This is a genomic window from Cryobacterium sp. Y62 (assembly GCF_002929785.1).
GTDB lineage: Bacteria > Actinomycetota > Actinomycetes > Actinomycetales > Microbacteriaceae > Cryobacterium.
Genome location: NZ_PJJK01000094.1, coordinates 19033 through 35147, shown reverse-complemented (window position 1 = coordinate 35147; position 16115 = coordinate 19033). Strand labels below are relative to the sequence as shown.

12 protein-coding genes are annotated in these 16115 nt (G+C 63.5%); 11 read left to right on the top strand and 1 reads right to left on the bottom strand.

The genetic code is table 11. From position 1 onward, the window contains the following. Positions 1–123 precede the first annotated feature (123 nt). Entirely contained in the window at positions 124–1629 is a 1506-nt protein-coding gene (locus CXY71_RS06175) for an aromatic amino acid ammonia-lyase (protein ID WP_199185271.1), read from the bottom strand. 48 nt (positions 1630–1677) lie between these two features. Between CXY71_RS06175 and CXY71_RS06170 the strand changes: the two genes are divergently transcribed. The 11 genes from CXY71_RS06170 to CXY71_RS06120 are packed head-to-tail and all read left to right on the top strand — an operon-like array spanning position 1678 to position 16016. Further along, positions 1678–2358, top strand: coding sequence for an IclR family transcriptional regulator (locus CXY71_RS06170; RefSeq protein ID WP_104134785.1), 681 nt, complete (start codon positions 1678–1680; stop codon positions 2356–2358). Continuing rightward, positions 2355–3461 (top strand): ABC transporter ATP-binding protein, encoded by a 1107-nt coding sequence (locus CXY71_RS06165; RefSeq protein ID WP_104134784.1) that lies wholly within the window; start codon positions 2355–2357, stop codon positions 3459–3461. The genes CXY71_RS06170 and CXY71_RS06165 overlap by 4 nt, the downstream gene beginning before the upstream one ends. Next, on the top strand, positions 3458–4108 hold the full coding sequence (locus CXY71_RS06160) for an ABC transporter permease (RefSeq protein ID WP_104134783.1): 651 nt from the start codon (positions 3458–3460) through the stop codon (positions 4106–4108). The genes CXY71_RS06165 and CXY71_RS06160 overlap by 4 nt, the downstream gene beginning before the upstream one ends. After that, a complete protein-coding gene (locus tag CXY71_RS06155; protein ID WP_104134782.1) occupies positions 4105–4833 on the top strand; it encodes an ABC transporter permease in 729 nt (242 codons plus the stop codon). The genes CXY71_RS06160 and CXY71_RS06155 overlap by 4 nt, the downstream gene beginning before the upstream one ends. Before the next feature lie 44 nt (positions 4834–4877). Next, complete coding sequence (locus CXY71_RS06150; RefSeq protein WP_104134781.1) at positions 4878–5789, top strand: ABC transporter substrate-binding protein; 912 nt, start codon at positions 4878–4880, stop codon at positions 5787–5789. Positions 5790–5827: 38 nt separating this feature from the next. Then, positions 5828–7483 (top strand): urocanate hydratase, encoded by a 1656-nt coding sequence (gene hutU, locus CXY71_RS06145; protein WP_104134780.1) that lies wholly within the window; start codon positions 5828–5830, stop codon positions 7481–7483. A gap of 2 nt (positions 7484–7485) precedes the next feature. Continuing rightward, positions 7486–8691 (top strand): allantoate amidohydrolase, encoded by a 1206-nt coding sequence (locus CXY71_RS06140; protein ID WP_104134779.1) that lies wholly within the window; start codon positions 7486–7488, stop codon positions 8689–8691. Continuing rightward, positions 8688–10007, top strand: coding sequence for a formimidoylglutamate deiminase (locus CXY71_RS06135; protein WP_104134778.1), 1320 nt, complete (start codon positions 8688–8690; stop codon positions 10005–10007). The genes CXY71_RS06140 and CXY71_RS06135 overlap by 4 nt, the downstream gene beginning before the upstream one ends. Further along, positions 10004–11170: an imidazolonepropionase gene (gene hutI, locus CXY71_RS06130; protein WP_104134777.1), complete on the top strand. Its 1167-nt coding sequence runs from the start codon at positions 10004–10006 to the stop codon at positions 11168–11170. Before CXY71_RS06135 ends, hutI begins: the two co-directional genes overlap by 4 nt. 39 nt (positions 11171–11209) lie before the next feature. Next, positions 11210–13330, top strand: a complete 2121-nt coding sequence (locus tag CXY71_RS06125) for a S9 family peptidase (RefSeq protein ID WP_104134776.1) — start codon at positions 11210–11212, stop codon at positions 13328–13330. Between the two features lie 4 nt (positions 13331–13334). Continuing rightward, a complete protein-coding gene (locus tag CXY71_RS06120; protein WP_104134775.1) occupies positions 13335–16016 on the top strand; it encodes a DEAD/DEAH box helicase in 2682 nt (893 codons plus the stop codon). Positions 16017–16115 lie beyond the last annotated feature (99 nt).

Here is a 16115-nt window from a genome sequence, read left to right as displayed (position 1 = left end):
GAAACCGGGCAGCGAAAGGCCCACAGACGACCGAGATCTTCGCCCGGCACGGTCTGCTCTCCCGCATCCTGCGGAGCGAGGAGTTGGATGCGATGGTGGTCGTGGGCGCGCTTCAGCGGAAATCTACCCGCTAAGGACCGCAATTTCCGGGAGTAGCCCCTGCGCCTGCTGCAGGTCATCGCGCAATGACCGGTCGTGAACGGCATCCGGCAATCGGAATGCCACTGTCGCCACGTGTGCCAGCAGATCGGTCGGCATTTCGGCAGAGCTGAGGCCACGTTGGCGCAGCAAGCGTGTTGTCTCCACGAGTTCGCACGCGAGCATCACTTGGAACGCCGCAACCGACTGCTCCAGTTGCAGTACCGCCCGAGGCGCGAATGTGGCGTCTTCCTCGGTACCGCGGGACAGGCTGACCGTATTGAGGGATGCTGGCTGAGCAGCCTGACGCATGTCGACGAGCGCTGAAGCGGCAATGTATTCCAGCATGAGCAGTCCCGACGCCCCGGCTGGGCCTTCGGCAAGAAACGCTCGTTTCCCCGTAACATCCGGCTCATTCATCATTCGGATCCGGGAGAGCGCGATCGGCCCCGTCTGCGCAAGAGCCAGGCTCAGCCCGTCCGTCGCGAGGGCAAGCGCAGACTGGTAGAAGCCCGCATGATGCACGACTCCGCCGTCTCCGTCGAAGACGAAGAGTGGATTTTCCTGCGCAACGTTCAGGAGTGACGCAACTTGTTCGCGCATCCGCGTGGCTGCGGACCAGACGCCCGAGAAATTAATCGGGAAGGCACGCAGCCCAAATGGATCCTGAATACGCCCAGGAGAACGAGGTACGCCAATCAAGTCGCGCAGCCGTGCCGCGACCTCCGACATCCCCGGTGTTACCGACGCGACCACGGCCGCATGGCTAAACGGAGAAGGGTTTGCATCGAGTGCCACAAAACTCAATGAATAGATCGCAAGCATCGAGTGCATGAGATCCTTGAGCTCATCCAAGATAAGACAGGCACGGCCAATTGTGAGGGCACTGCTGCTCATGAAGGGCAGAGCATTCTCACTTCCCCAAGGCGACATCGCTTCGAGGGAACGCGAGGCGGGCCGCTCTCCCATGAGAGTAAGAGCAGTTCCGGCCAATGCCGCAAGGTCTCCCGTGCCGATCGTTCCGGATTCAAGAACAGACGGTAAAGCATCGTCATTGAGCATGCGCGAGAGCCCATCGAGAACCTCGACGCGAATACCACTGCCCGGTACGCATAATTGTGCCAACCGTACCGCCAGCATGGCCCGCACGACTTTCGGTGGGATCGGTGCTCCTGCGTCGGTTGAATGACTTCGAAGTAGGCGCAACCCGTGTTCGCTGTCACCTGCAGAAACGACCACAAGTCGATTCGCTCCAACTCCAGTTGAACGCCCGTACGTCGGGACGCGGCGGCCGAGTAGTGCTGCGCGCTCTGCAGCGATTCGTATCGATTCGTAAACGTCCGGATCAACCTGCACAGAGGCCTTTGCCACAGCGATTGCCGTGATGTCGCGAATTGTCGTATGCCCCGCCATATGAATCAAATTGACCTCCACTGCTAGGTATTTCTGACTTTCCGCGCAAGTTCCAGAGATAAAATACTTGCTATTCAATGAAAAGTATATTTTACTGGTCGAAATTGTTCAATGAAATGAGACGAAATGCCTGAGCAATCGACGCGCACGGTGGAACGAGCGCTAAGCCTTCTCGCCACTATTTGCGATGATCGCGGCCTCAATCTGTCGGAGGCTTCCCGAGCTGTCGATTTGTCGCCGAGTACCGCACTTCGCCTACTGCGCACTCTCGAAGCAAGCGGTTTTGTACGCAAAGAACACGATGGAACATACTGGCCCGGCAGCAGGCTTATGCAATTGGGTGCTCAGTCGCTCAACAACGACTCTCTCGTGGAACTATGCCGTCCGATCATGGAGCACCTGGTCGCGCTGACCGGCGAGTCGGTTTACCTGGGCGTGAAAGGCCATCGCGCGACGGCGTTGTACATTGCCATCGTCGAGGGCACTCATTCAGTGCGTCACACCAGTTGGGTTGGCCGAGTGATTCCAATCGAATCTTCGGCATCGGGGCACGTCCTTCTGGGGCGCACCCCCTCCGACGGGTACGTTGTCGTCGACCAAGGAATCGAACCGGATGTCACGGCAATTGCCGCCCCGATCTACTCCGACGATCGAATCGTTGCTTCACTGAGCCTAGTTATTCCCAGTTATCGCATCACGCCTCGTGATCGAGCGCAATATGGTCGCGCCCTTGTCGCTGCGACGGCCGACGCTTCGGCTGGCCTCAGCAAACGAATTCTTCCCATGACAGAAGGCGAGCAACCATGATTTTCTTCGACGCCGTTTCTAAGGTGTACCCCGACGGCACCGTTGCCGTCGACAATCTCAGCCTCAACGCACCGAACGGAAAACTGACGGTATTAGTGGGTCCGTCTGGCTGCGGCAAGACGACCTCGATGCGAATGATTAACCGACTCATCGCGCCGTCTTCGGGAACGATCAGCCTTGACGGCGTCGACACGCAATCGATGAATGCAGTCCAACTCCGGCGGAAAATCGGATATGTCATCCAAAACGCGGGCCTCTTTCCGCACCGCACCATTGTGGACAATGTTGCAGCCCTCCCCCGACTTCTGGGTGGCAGCCGCAAACAAACGCGCATGCATGCCATGGAATTGCTCGAACATGTCGGACTCGATTCGTCCTTCGCGAGCCGCTATCCCTGGCAGCTGTCGGGCGGTCAACAACAGCGCGTCGGTGTGGCACGGGCACTCGCCACCGATCCGCCCTACCTCCTCATGGATGAGCCCTTTAGCGCGGTGGATCCGATCGTTCGCGCTCAACTTCAGGACGAATTCTTACGTTTACAGGCCGACATCTCTAAGACAATCGTGCTGGTTACCCACGATGTCGATGAGGCCCTCAAATTGGGCGATCAGGTGGCTGTGCTGAGAACCGGTGGAACTCTTGCGCAGGTCGCCTCCCCCGCTGATCTGCTTGCCCATCCGACGGATGCATTCGTCGCCGACTTTGTCGGATCGGCTCGCGGTTATCGAGCGCTCGGCTTCGTGAACACGGATGACTCAATCCCCGTTACTCCGGAACAGACCGTCACTCTCGGGCAACACACATCCACTATCGGGCGCACCCCCAGCCGGTGGATCTTGGCCGTCAACGCCGTGAATCAGCCAGTTGGGTGGGTCGACGTTGAATTGATCGCCGGCGATATCATTTCCGCGAGCGACCTAAACCTCAGCGGTACAGTAACCTCCGCAGCTGGCAGTGTTCGTGACCTCTTGAACTCAGCGTTGGCAAGCCCGAGCAGCCGCGCCGTCATGATCGACTCTGCTGGCGCACTCCGCGGTACGGTCACCCTTCACGACATAGTCAGCGCCATCGGCCAGGCGAAGGAAGCGAGACCCAACTCATGACGGTCGATTGGATCTGGTCTAACCTACCCCGCATCACCGAGCTGACGCTCAACCACATTGGACTCACCGTAATCCCGACAATTCTCGGTCTGATTGTCGCCCTGCCATTGGGCTGGTGGGCGCACCGGTCTCGTCGCAGCTATCCCGCAATCGTGGGCGCCGCCAGCCTCCTGTACACCGTGCCATCACTGGCTCTTTTCGTGATCCTCCCCCAGATTTTGGGCACGCGGATTCTCGATCCGATCAACGTTGTCGTAGCTCTTACCGTCTACACGATCTCTCTACTCGTCCGAGTCGTCGCCGATGGCCTCAACTCCGTTCCACACGAAACAGTCCAAGCAGCGGATGCGATGGGCTACCGCGCTTGGCAGCGTTTGGTGCTCGTAGAACTTCCCAATGCGATTCCTGTTATTGCGGCGGGCCTGCGCATTGCCGTTGTATCCAACGTCAGTATCCTCACAATGGCGGCGCTCCTCGGCATCCCCCAACTTGGAACTCTCTTCACACAGGGTTTTCAGCTGCGGCTCTATGTTCCACTCGTCACCGGCATCCTCTTGTGTGTCGCGTTGGCGATTGCTTTCGATTCTCTAATTGTCTGGCTTGGTCGGCTGTTGACGCCCTGGCGGCAGAAGACCGTGACCGCATGAGCCTGCTCGAGTGGTTTCTCGACCCAGCGCACTGGTCGGGAGCTGATGGCATCCCGATGCAGATCGGTGTTCATCTTTTCTACTCTGCTGTCGCGCTGGCACTGTCTCTCCTCTTTGCCGTGCCGCTCGGAATCTATATCGGGTTCACGGGTAAAGGTGAGGGTATTGTTGCCGGCATCGCCAATGCGCTGCGTGCTCTTCCTACCCTCGGCCTCTTGGTCCTGCTCTTCCTCCTCCTCTCACCCGTGGTGCCGGGCCAATTGGTTTACGGAATCCCCACGGTTATCGTCCTGGTGCTCCTGGCGGTGCCACCAATTCTGACGGGTACCTATGCCGGCATCCAGGCGGCAGATACTGAAGCCGTGAATGCAGCCCGGGGCATGGGGTATAGCCAGGTACAGATCCTGTGGTTCGTGCAACTCCCGTGCGCTTTGCCGCTTCTCCTCTCGGGCGTTCGAAGTTCAACCCTACAGATCGTCTCGACGGCCACTGTCGCCGCGTATCTCGGCCTTCAAGGGCTCGGTCGATTCATTCTTGACGGGCGCGCGCAGGGTGACTTTAGCCAGATGGCGGCTGGCGCCATCTTGCTCGCAGCTCTGGCGCTCATTCTCGAACTCGCGTTCATTGCAGTTGGACGCCTCATCGTTTCCCCAGGACTTCAACGGACCACTCGCGCACCCCGCAAGATCGTCCCGACAACCGCGATCCGGCTCACCGCTTCGTGAAACCGCACCACCTCACCGTGTCAACTCAAATCAGGAGCACCACCATGAAGAAACTCATTGCGATTTCGGCATTAGCCGCGGCCAGCCTTTTAGCCCTGTCCGGCTGCTCTGGCGGAGACCCTCTGGCCAGCGCTGGTGCAGGGACCGGGTCGTCCGGTGACCAGGTAATCATTGGATCAGCCGACTTCACAGAAAGCCAGCTCATCGCAAGTATCTATTCCGAAGCCCTGCAGGCTGCGGGAGTTGACGTAAAGGAACAATTCAACATTGGTAGCCGTGAGGTGTACATGGCAGCGCTGCAGGATGGCTCAATCGACCTCATTCCTGAATACTCAGGCGCCCTCCTGAAATATCTTGATACCAGTTCAACAGCGAGCACAACCGACGACGTGTTGGCTGAATTGGCAACCCAGCTGCCCACCGGAACGTCCCTTCTCGACCACTCGTTGGCTGAAGATAAGGATGTACTCGCCGTGACCAGCGATACAGCAGCGAAATACGATCTCGAGAAGATTTCCGATCTCGCACCCGTTGCTGCCGAGCTATCTCTCGGCGGCCCTCCAGAATGGAAGACGCGTGTGAACGGCGTGATCGGTCTGGTCGACGTCTATGGGATCAATTTTCGAGAATTCGTGAGTCTCGATGCGGGCGGTCCTTTGACCATGACCGCACTCACGAGTGGACAGATTCAGGTCGGCGATATCTTCAGCACGGATCCGGGCGTAACCGACAACGATCTCGTCGTACTGGAAGATGACAAGTCCCTATTTGCCGCCGAGAATGTGGTCCCGGTAATTACGACTGCAAAGTTGGACAGCACCATCGCCGAGACATTAAATGCCGTTTCAGCCCAGCTCACCACGAAAGACCTCATCCGGATGAACAGCGAGGCCTCATCCGGCACCAATCTCGCCGAGATCGCCATAGCCTGGCTGACCGACGCTGATTTGATCTAGCCCAGCAGTATTTCATTCCCGAACAGAAGGACAAGAATATGCACGGATCACGCCCCGTTCGCGCCGCCCGCGGCACCGAGCTGACCGCAAAGAGCTGGCAGACCGAAGGGCCGCTGCGCATGCTCATGAACAACCTTGACCCCGAGGTTGCCGAGCGCCCCGATGACCTCGTCGTGTACGGCGGCACGGGCAAGGCCGCGCGCAACTGGGAGTGCTTCGACGCAATCGTGCGCACCCTCGAGACGCTGGAAAAGGACGAAACTCTGCTGGTGCAGTCGGGCAAGCCGGTCGGCGTGTTTCGCACCCACGAGTGGGCGCCTCGCGTGCTCATCGCCAACTCCAACCTCGTCGGCGACTGGGCCACCTGGCCCGAATTTCGCCGCCTCGAGCACCTCGGGCTGACCATGTACGGGCAGATGACTGCCGGATCGTGGATCTACATCGGCGCCCAGGGCATTCTGCAGGGCACCTATGAGACGTTTGGTGCCGTTGCCACTAAAAGATTCAACGGCACCCTGGCCGGCACGCTGACTCTCACCGGCGGGGCTGGCGGCATGGGCGGTGCGCAGCCACTTGCCGTCACCATGAACGACGGCGTTGTGCTGATCGTCGACGTCGACCCGGCAAGGCTGCAGCGCCGCGTCGACCACGGCTACCTCGACGAAATGACCGCCGACATCGACGATGCCATCGCTCGGGTACTCGCGGCCAAGTCCGACCGCCGGGCCCTGTCGGTCGGCCTGGTCGGGAATGCCGCAACCGTGTTTGCCGAGTTACTCTCCCGCAAGGTGCCGATCGACATCGTCACCGACCAGACCAGCGCGCACGATCCGTTGTCCTACCTGCCCGAGGGTGTCACCGTTGAGGAATGGCACAGCTACGCGGCCGAGAACCCCGAAGAGTTCACCGTGCGCGCCCGCGCCGCCATGGCCAAGCAAGTCAAAGCGATGGTCGAATTTCAGGATGCCGGCGCCGAGGTCTTTGACTACGGTAACTCCATTCGGGCCGAGGCTGAACTCGGCGGCTACGAACGAGCCTTCGCGTTTCCGGGCTTCGTGCCCGCCTACATTCGCCCGCTGTTCGCCGAGGGCAAGGGCCCGTTTCGCTGGGTAGCGCTCTCCGGGGATCCGGCGGACATTGCCGCCACCGACGAAGCCATTCTCGAGCTGTTTCCAAACGACGCCGGGCTGCATCGCTGGATCACCAAGGCCGAAGAGAAGGTGCAGTTCGAGGGCCTGCCGGCCCGCATCTGCTGGCTCGGGTATAAGGAACGCCACCTGGCCGGGCTCAAGTTCAACGACATGGTCGCCTCGGGCGAGCTGCGTGCACCGATCGTGATCGGCCGCGACCACCTCGACTCCGGGTCGGTTGCCTCGCCCTACCGTGAGACCGAAGGCATGTTGGACGGCTCCGACGCGATCGCCGACTGGCCGCTGCTGAACGCGCTGCTCAACACCGCTTCCGGCGCAACCTGGGTTTCCATTCACCACGGCGGCGGCGTCGGAATCGGCCGTAGCATCCACGCCGGGCAGGTCATCGTCGCCGACGGCACCGCCCTGGCCGCGGAGAAGATCGAGCGTGTGCTGACCAACGACCCGGGCACCGGAGTCATGCGGCACGTCGATGCCGGCTACGAACGTGCCGAAGACGTGGCCCGCGTGCGCGGCCTGCGCGTACCTATGTGGGAGGACTAAGCGTGCCAGCACTTCAACTGCTCAGCGGCCTCACCGAAATCGCCGATGTCGGCCGCGACCGCCGGCGTGGCGGCTATTCGCGCCACCTCTGGCAGGCGGCCGACCTCGAACTGCGTTCCTGGTTCGTCGAGCGCGCCGAACGGCTCGGCCTGCAGGTCGAAACCGACCGCAACGGCAACCTCTGGGCCTGGTGGGGCCATCCGGGAACGGATGCGGTCGTTACCGGCAGCCACCTCGACTCCGTTCCCGGCGGCGGCGCCTATGACGGTCCGCTCGGCGTGATCTCCTCGCTCGAGGCCATCGGCCGGCTGCAGGCAAGCGGGTTTGTGCCGACCAGGCCATGCGCGGTGCTGATGTTCGCCGAAGAAGAGGGCTCACGTTTCGGCCTCGCCTGCCTCGGCTCGAGACTGCTCACCGGAGCGCTCGACGCCGACCAGGCCCGCGCCCTCACCGACCACGATGGTGTGACGCTGGCCGAGGCCGCGCGCAAGTTCGGTCTCAACCCGGCCCAACTCGGCGCCGACCCCGACGCTCTGGCCCGCATCGGACTGTTCATCGAGCTGCACGTCGAGCAGGGTCGCGGCCTCATCGACCTCGGCCAGCCGGTGGCCGTAGCATCATCGATTCTCGCCCACGGCCGCTGGCGCCTGACCGTCACCGGTCAGGGCAATCACGCCGGCGCGACCGCTATGGCGCAGCGCCGCGACCCGATGGTCGCCACCGCACAGGCGATCGTGGGCGTGCAGGCCGCTGCCCGTTCATTCCCGGGGACCCGGGCGACGATCGGCCGCATCGAGGCGATCCCCGGCGGTACCAACGTCATCGCCAGTTCGGTGCACGCCTGGCTAGACGCCCGCGCCGAGACCGACGAAGAAACCCGCCTGCTCGTGGCTGACATTGAAGCTCGTGCCCAGCAGGCCGCCGATCAGAACGGATGCTCCGCCACCCTCGCCGAGGAATCCTGGGCCGGCGCCGTGCAGTTCACCCCGGGGCTGCGCGAGCGGTTCGCGCAGACACTCGGCCAGGTACCGCAGCTGTCGACCGGTGCCGGCCACGACGCTGGCGTGCTCGCCGCCCACGTTCCGAGCGCGATGCTGTTCGTGCGCAACCCGACCGGAATCTCCCACGCGCCGGAGGAATTTGCCGAGGCCGCGGACTGCGTGGCCGGCATCGACGCGCTCGAGTTAGTACTGAGGGATCTGCTGTGACCGCGTTCTGGTGCGAAACCCTGCTGATCGACGGGATTGCCGTGGCGGGGGTGCGGCTGGAGGCCGACAACGACGGGCGCATCTCGCGGGTTCAGGTTCAAGCGGCGGAGGCTGCGGACATCCGTTTGGGAACGGTGTTGCCGGGTTTTGGTAATGCGCACTCGCACGCGTTTCACCGGGCCCTGCGCGGCCAGACCCACGCCGAGGGCGGCGATTTCTGGCTCTGGCGCGAGCGGATGTATCGGGTCGCAGCGCAGCTCGACCCCTCGAAGTATCAGGCGCTGGCGACGGCGGTGTTCGCCGAGATGCTCGTGAGCGGCTACACCGCGGTCGGTGAGTTTCACTACGTGCATCACCGCGCGAATGGCGAGCCGTATGAGACGGAGCACGCCATGGAACTGGCGCTCGCGGCGGCGGCGCGGGCCGTCGGCATCCGTTTGGTGCTGCTCGACACGATGTATCTGCAGGGCGGCATCGGGCGGGAGCTGGCACCCGAACAGCTGGCATTCGGCGACTCTGACGCCGCGGGCTGGCTGGCTCGGTGGGGGTCGTTGCGAGCCAAGCTCGAAGGCGACGACCTCGTGACCCTCGGCGCCGCCCTGCACTCGGTGCGCGCCGTCACACCCGACGCGATGCGCGAAGTGCAGGGCGGGTTGCCGGCCGACGTTCCGCTGCACGTGCACCTGTCAGAGCAGCCGCAAGAGAACGCGGATTGCCTCGCGGCGTATGGCCTGACGCCGACCGGTGTGCTCGATTCGCTCGGTGCCCTGGCACCGCGGCTGAGCGTGGTGCACGCGACGCATCTGAGCGACGCGGACCGCGCGCTGCTCGGCAACGCCGGAGTGACCGTCGTGATGTGCCCGACCACCGAGGCCGATCTCGGCGACGGAATCGGTCCGGCGTTCGCACTGGCCAAGGAGGGCTGCCCGATTGCCCTCGGCTCCGATCAGAACGCCGTGATCGACCCGTTTTTGGAGATGCGCGGTCTGGAAATGGGCGAGCGGCTGGCCTCGCAGCAACGCGGACGCTTCGCCCCGACCGCTTTGCTCACCGCGGCCACGAGCACCGGCTATGCCTCGCTCGGGCTCGGCCGCCACAGGATGCGCGAGGGCGACCACTGCGATCTGGTTGAGATCAGCAGCACCGGCATGCGTACAGTCGGGACGTTTGTCGAACAGCTGCCACTGACCGCGACCGCTTCCGATGTGCTGCGCGTCATCGTCGGCGGTCGCGTCGTGGCCGAGGGCGGTCGACTGGTTGGCGGCTCGGAGCCGGCCGCGCTGATGGCCGACGCGCTCGGAAGGCTGGGCGAATGACCGGCACCGAGCTCATCACCGGCATCGGCGAGCTGAGCACGCATGATGAGTCCGGCGAGCGCCGGCACGACGCGGCTCTCGTCATCGGCGACGGCCGCATTCTCTGGATCGGTGCGGCCGCTCAGGCCCCCGCTGCCGATCTTCGAACGGATGTCGGCGGCCGCGCCGTTCTGCCCGGCTGGGTCGACACGCACACCCATCTCGTATTCGGCGGCGACCGTTCGGCGGAATTCGAAGCCCGGATGGATGGCCAGGCCTATGCCGCCGGCGGCATTAACACGACCGTAGCCGCGACCCGCGCGGCGACCGAGGAGCAGCTCGTGGCCACAGCGCTGGGCCTGCGCCACGAAGCCGAAACGCAGGGCACCACCTTTCTTGAGACCAAAACCGGGTATGGGCTCGATGTGGAAAGCGAAGCGCGTTCGGCGCGAGCTGCCGCCCGTGTCGCCGATGTCGTGACCTATCTCGGCGCCCACATTGTGCCCGCCGGGCTGGACCGTCGCGACTACCTCGACCTCGTCACCGGGCCGATGCTCGCCGCGGTGCTTCCCTACGTGCAGTTCATCGACGCATTCTGCGAGCAGGGTGCGTTCGACGTGGAAGAAACGCGGGAGGTGTTGCTGGCCGGCCGTGCCGCCGGTCTTGGGTTGCGCGTGCACGGCAACCAGCTCGGCTTCAGTGGCGGCGTACGCCTGGCCGCCGAGCTCGGCGCACACAGCGTCGATCATTGTAATTATCTGGAGCCGGCCGACATCGACGCCCTGGCCGCCTCGACCACGGTGGCCACCCTGCTGCCCGCCTGCGATCTGTCGACCCGGCAGCCCTTTGCGCCGGCCCGTCAGCTGCTCGACGCCGGTGTGACCATCGCTCTGGCGACCAATTGCAATCCGGGCACCTCGTACACCACGTCGATGCCGTTCTGCGTGGCGACCGCCGTGCTACAAATGGGCCTGACCGTGCGGGAGGCCGTCTGGGCGGCTACTCGCGGTGCGGCCCGATCGCTCGGCCGCGATCAGGGAACGGATGCCGTCGGCTCGCTGCACATAGGTGGCCTGGCCGACCTGCAGGTTCTAAACGCCCCATCGATTGCGCACCTGGCCTACCGCCCCGGGGTCCCGCTCACCGCTACCGTCTGGAGACGAGGCGTACGCACGGGATCCTGATTGAGACGCGAAGCAGGGAGTGCGAACTACGCTGGGGGGATGACCTCTGGCCCGATCACCCCTCCCCTGGCAACCAAGAAGCCGCAGCGCCGCGAGCACCACAACGATGTCTACATCGACGACTACGAGTGGTTACGCGACAAGGCCAGCCCCGAGGTCATCGCCCACCTCGAGGCTGAGAACAGCTACACCGAGGCCCGCACAGCCACCCAGGAACCACTCCGGCAGCAGATTTTCACCGAAATCAAGAATCGCACCCAGGAGACCGACCTGAGCGTTCCGGTGCGTCGCGGCGCCTTCTGGTACTACACCCGCACGGTCGAGGGCCAGGAATATGGCATCCACTGTCGCGCGCCGATCAGCGGCCCGAACGACTGGGCGCCGCCCGTGCTCGGCACCAACCAGAGCGTGCCCGGCGAGCAGATTCTGCTTGACGACAACGTTGAAGCCGCCGGCCACGAATTCTTCTCGCTCGGCAGCTTCGACCTGAGCGAAGACGGCACCCAGCTGCTCTACGCCGTTGACGTCGAGGGCGACGAACGCTACACGATTCGAATGCGCACCATCGCGACCGGCGAAAACCTGCCAGACACGATCGCGAACACGAGCGCCGGCGCTCTGTTCGACCCGAGCGGACGCTTCGTCTTTTACACCACAGTCGACGACGCCTGGCGTCCAGACACCGTTTGGCGACACGAAATCGGCGCAGCTCGAGACGACGACGAGAGCATCTTTCACGAGCCCGACGAACGATTCTGGGTGGGCGTCGGCATCACCCGCAGCCGCAAATTCCTCATGATCGAGGCCGGCTCGAGCGTCACGACCGAATCCTGGGTGCTTGACGCGAGCAACCCCACCGGCGACTTCACCGTGGTCTGGCCGCGGCAGGACAACACGGAGTACGACGTCGAGCACGCCGTTATCGACGGTGAAGACCGCTTGCTGATCGTGCACAACGGCGGCACGGCCGTTAACTTCGAGCTGGTCAGTGTCGCAGCCGAGGACCCGCAAGGCGAGAAGCGGATGCTGCTGCCGCACGACCCACAGATCCGCTTGGAAAGCGTCGACGCCTTCGCCGATTTTCTCGTCGTGGAGTACCGCCGTGACAGCCTCACCCGGCTAGCCATCGACCGGCACGATGCCAGCGGACTGACCGAGTTAGACTTCAACGAGCCGCTGTTCGCCGTCGGCTCGGCCGGCAACCCGGAGTGGATCCAGCCGACCATTCGGTTCGGCTTTACAAGCTTCGTCACCCCGTCAACGGTCTACGACCTCGTCGTCGCGACCGGTGAACGACGCCTGCTCAAGCAGCAGCCGGTGCTCGGCGGCTACGACCCGTCACTCTACGAGCAGCGCCGCGAATGGGCGACCGCCGAGGACGGCACGCGGGTACCGATCTCGCTGGTCTACCGCCGCGACCTCGTCACGCCCGGCAGCGCGGCGCCGACCCTGCTCTACGGTTACGGCTCCTACGAGCACAGCGTCGACCCCGGCTTCGGAATCGCCCGCCTCAGCCTGCTCGACCGCGGCATGATCTTCGCCATCGCGCACGTGCGCGGCGGCGGCGAACTCGGCCGCACCTGGTACGAAACCGGCAAGACGACAACCAAGCGCAACACCTTCACCGATTTCGTCAGCTGCGCCCGGCACCTCATCGACGTGGGCTTATCCACCCCCGACCAATTGGTCGCCGAGGGCGGCAGCGCCGGCGGACTGCTCATGGGCGCCGTCGCGAACCTCGCGCCCGAGCTGTTCGCCGGCATCCTCGCCGAAGTTCCCTTCGTCGACGCCCTCACCTCGATTCTCGATCCCTCGCTGCCACTCACCGTCATCGAATGGGACGAATGGGGCGACCCCCTGCACAACGCCGAGGTCTACGCCTACATGAAGTCGTACTCCCCCGTAGAGAACGTGCGAGCCGTTGCCTACCCAGCGATTTTAGCCGTGACCAGCCTGAACGATACCCGGGTGCTCTACGTTGAGCCGGCCAAATGGGTGGCCAAGTTACGCGAAGTGGGAGCGGATGCCCTGCTCAAGACCGAAATGTCGGCCGGCCACGGCGGGGTCTCCGGTCGGTACAGCGCCTGGCACGAACGCGCGTTCAACTACGCCTGGGTGCTCGACACCGCCGGCCTGAACCTGTCAGAGAGCGACAGCTAGGAAAATGCCGAACGGGCCAGATCTGACCCCGGCCTGGAAACGGCTGGTGCTGCCGCCGGAGCAGCCGGCATCCGCTCTGCCGCGCATCGGTAATTTTGGGCAGCCGAGACCGCTGGCCACGGGACCGAAAGTACCGATGGGGCTGCAGTTCGAGCTGCGCGAGCAGACTCCACGCACCAACGACCGTTGGCGGGGGCCGACCGCTAAACCGGTGAAGGCGCTCGTGGCCGGACACGGCGACTATCGGCTCGGCGTTCGGCCGGTCATCCATAATGCACAGGGCAACTGGGTGCGCAGCAACGTCACCTGGAGCCACCTCACCTTTCAGCTCAACCGGTTCAACCTCGACCCCGAACACCATCGCTGGATCTCCCAGTTCGCCGCTTTGTACAAGGCCGTGCGTGAGGTCTACACGAGCCAGGAAACCGACTGGATCTACCTCGACAACTTCACCAGTCCGCTGCTCTGGCCACTGCTGCGCGAGGCCGAACAGCTCGGCATCGGCTTCGTCGGCAGTAAGAAGGACGTCATCGTGCGCATCGGTTCGCTCGCCGAGATCAGCCTCGACGCCTCCCAAACGGATGCAGCCGGCCCACTGCTGCTGCAGGCCCGCCTGCACATTGACGGCGTGAACCACCCCCTTGAGGCCGCCGGAATCGTCGCGGGTCACGGCATCTATAGCGCGCGCTTCGGCAACCCGACCGTGTTCACGCTCGCGCCGATGGCTGGCCCGCTGAGCGACGAGCAGCGCCACCTGATCACACAGCTCGATTCGGTAACCGTTCCCCTGGCCGACACGGCCGAGTTTCTCGGCACCGCCTACCCGGTTCTGCAGCGCACGGTCGCCGTCACCAGCACGGATTTGTCGGTGCGGTTTCCCGAGGTGCTCCCCGACAACTTTGAGCGCACCGAAGCGCCCCACCTCGTCGTCACCACCGTGGAAACCGACCAGCGCGACTGGTTCGACCTCGGTGTCATCGTCACAGTCGGCGCGATCACGGTGCCGTTCGGGCCGCTGTTCAAGGCCCTCGCGAAGGGCCAGACCCGCCTGAAACTGGTCGACAACAGCTATCTTTCGCTGCAACGCCCAGAGTTCGAGCAACTGCACGAACTCATCAACGAGGCCCGTGCGCTGCAGGAATGGGAGACCGGACTGCGCATCAGCCGCTATCAGGCCAGCCTGTGGAGCGATTTCGAAGACCTCGCCGACGAGACCGTGCCCGCCGTGTCGTGGAGAGCCGCCGCTGCCGGCCTCAAGGACCTGGCCGGGATCGACCCGGTCGCGCTGCCGGACGGCGTGCACGCGACCCTCCGACGGTATCAACGAGAGGGGTTCACCTGGCTCGCGTTTCTGTGGAAGCACCAACTCGGCGGGGTGCTCGCCGATGACATGGGGCTCGGCAAGACGCTGCAGACCCTCGCGCTGCTGGTGCACGCGCGCACCAAGGTACCGTTTCTGGTGGTTGCACCAACATCCGTTGTGACGAACTGGCTGAACGAAGCCACCCACTTCACGCCCGGGTTGCGGATCCGCACGCTGACGGCGACCGAGGCCAAAAGCCGCACCCTGATAGCGGATGCCGCCGCCGATGTAGACGTGCTCGTCACCTCCTACGCGCTGTTTCGCCTGGACTTCGACGCGTATCAGGCGGTCTCTTGGGCCGGCCTCATCCTCGACGAAGCCCAGTTCGTGAAGAACCGCACCAGCCGCGCCTACGCCTGTGCGAAGGAGCTGAACACGCCGTTCAAACTGGCGATCACGGGCACTCCGCTGGAAAACAACCTGATGGACCTGTGGTCACTGTTCAGCATCGTCTCTCCGGGTCTGTTCGCGTCCGCGCGCAAATTCACCGAGGACTACGTGCGGCCGGTGACGATTAGATCTGACCCGGAGCGACTCGCGAAACTGCGCCGACGCATCCGCCCACTGATTTTGCGCCGCACCAAGGAAGTCGTGGCTCGCGATTTGCCGCCGAAACAGGAGCAGGAGCAACAGATTGCACTGAACCCGGCGCACCAGAAGCTTTACGACACGTTTCTGCAGCGGGAACGGCAGAAGCTCTACGGTTTGATCGAGGAGCTCGACAAGAACCGGTTCATCATTTTTCGCTCGCTCACCCTGTTGCGGCTGCTGAGCCTCGACGCCTCCCTCGTCGACAAGAAGTATGCCGGTGTGCGCTCGAGCAAGCTCGATGCCCTGTTCGAACGGCTCGACGATGTCATTGCCGAGGGACACAAGGCCCTGATTTTCAGCCAGTTCACGTCGTTTCTGAAGCTCGCCGCTGCCCGTCTCGATGCGCAGGGTGTTCCGTATTGCTATCTTGACGGGTCGACCCTGCGGCGCAGCGAGGTGATCGACCGGTTCAAGAGCGGTGCGGTTCCGGTTTTTCTCATCAGTCTCAAGGCGGGCGGATTCGGCCTCAACCTCACCGAAGCCGACTATGTTTTTCTGCTCGACCCGTGGTGGAATCCGGCTACGGAGGCGCAGGCCGTCGACCGCACCCACCGCATCGGCCAGACCCGCAACGTGATGGTCTACCGGCTGGTCGCCACCGGCACCATCGAGGAGAAGGTCATGGCGCTCAAAGCGCAGAAGGCCCAATTATTCACTGCGGTGCTCGACGATGATGCCATGTTCAGCACGACACTCACCGCCGACGACATTCGCGGCTTGCTGGAGCCCTGACAGCTGCCCTTATTGAGCGCGTCACCGACGTTTCCGGTGGCTAATTCAGGAAATCGGCCGCAGAGCCAGCCAGCCCAACCCGCAATTGCGGGCCCGGGC

What these genes read in the sequence shown, in the direction of transcription:
- CXY71_RS06170 (WP_104134785.1), top strand. Translation starts at nt 1,678, where the DNA reads ATGCCTGAGCAATCGACGCGCACGGTGGAACGAGCGCTAAGCCTTCTC.
- CXY71_RS06165 (WP_104134784.1), top strand. Translation starts at nt 2,355, where the DNA reads ATGATTTTCTTCGACGCCGTTTCTAAGGTGTACCCCGACGGCACCGTT.
- CXY71_RS06160 (WP_104134783.1), top strand. Translation starts at nt 3,458, where the DNA reads ATGACGGTCGATTGGATCTGGTCTAACCTACCCCGCATCACCGAGCTG.
- CXY71_RS06155 (WP_104134782.1), top strand. Translation starts at nt 4,105, where the DNA reads ATGAGCCTGCTCGAGTGGTTTCTCGACCCAGCGCACTGGTCGGGAGCT.
- CXY71_RS06150 (WP_104134781.1), top strand. Translation starts at nt 4,878, where the DNA reads ATGAAGAAACTCATTGCGATTTCGGCATTAGCCGCGGCCAGCCTTTTA.
- hutU (WP_104134780.1), top strand. Translation starts at nt 5,828, where the DNA reads ATGCACGGATCACGCCCCGTTCGCGCCGCCCGCGGCACCGAGCTGACC.
- hutI (WP_104134777.1), top strand. Translation starts at nt 10,004, where the DNA reads ATGACCGGCACCGAGCTCATCACCGGCATCGGCGAGCTGAGCACGCAT.
- CXY71_RS06125 (WP_104134776.1), top strand. Translation starts at nt 11,210, where the DNA reads ATGACCTCTGGCCCGATCACCCCTCCCCTGGCAACCAAGAAGCCGCAG.
- CXY71_RS06120 (WP_104134775.1), top strand. Translation starts at nt 13,335, where the DNA reads ATGCCGAACGGGCCAGATCTGACCCCGGCCTGGAAACGGCTGGTGCTG.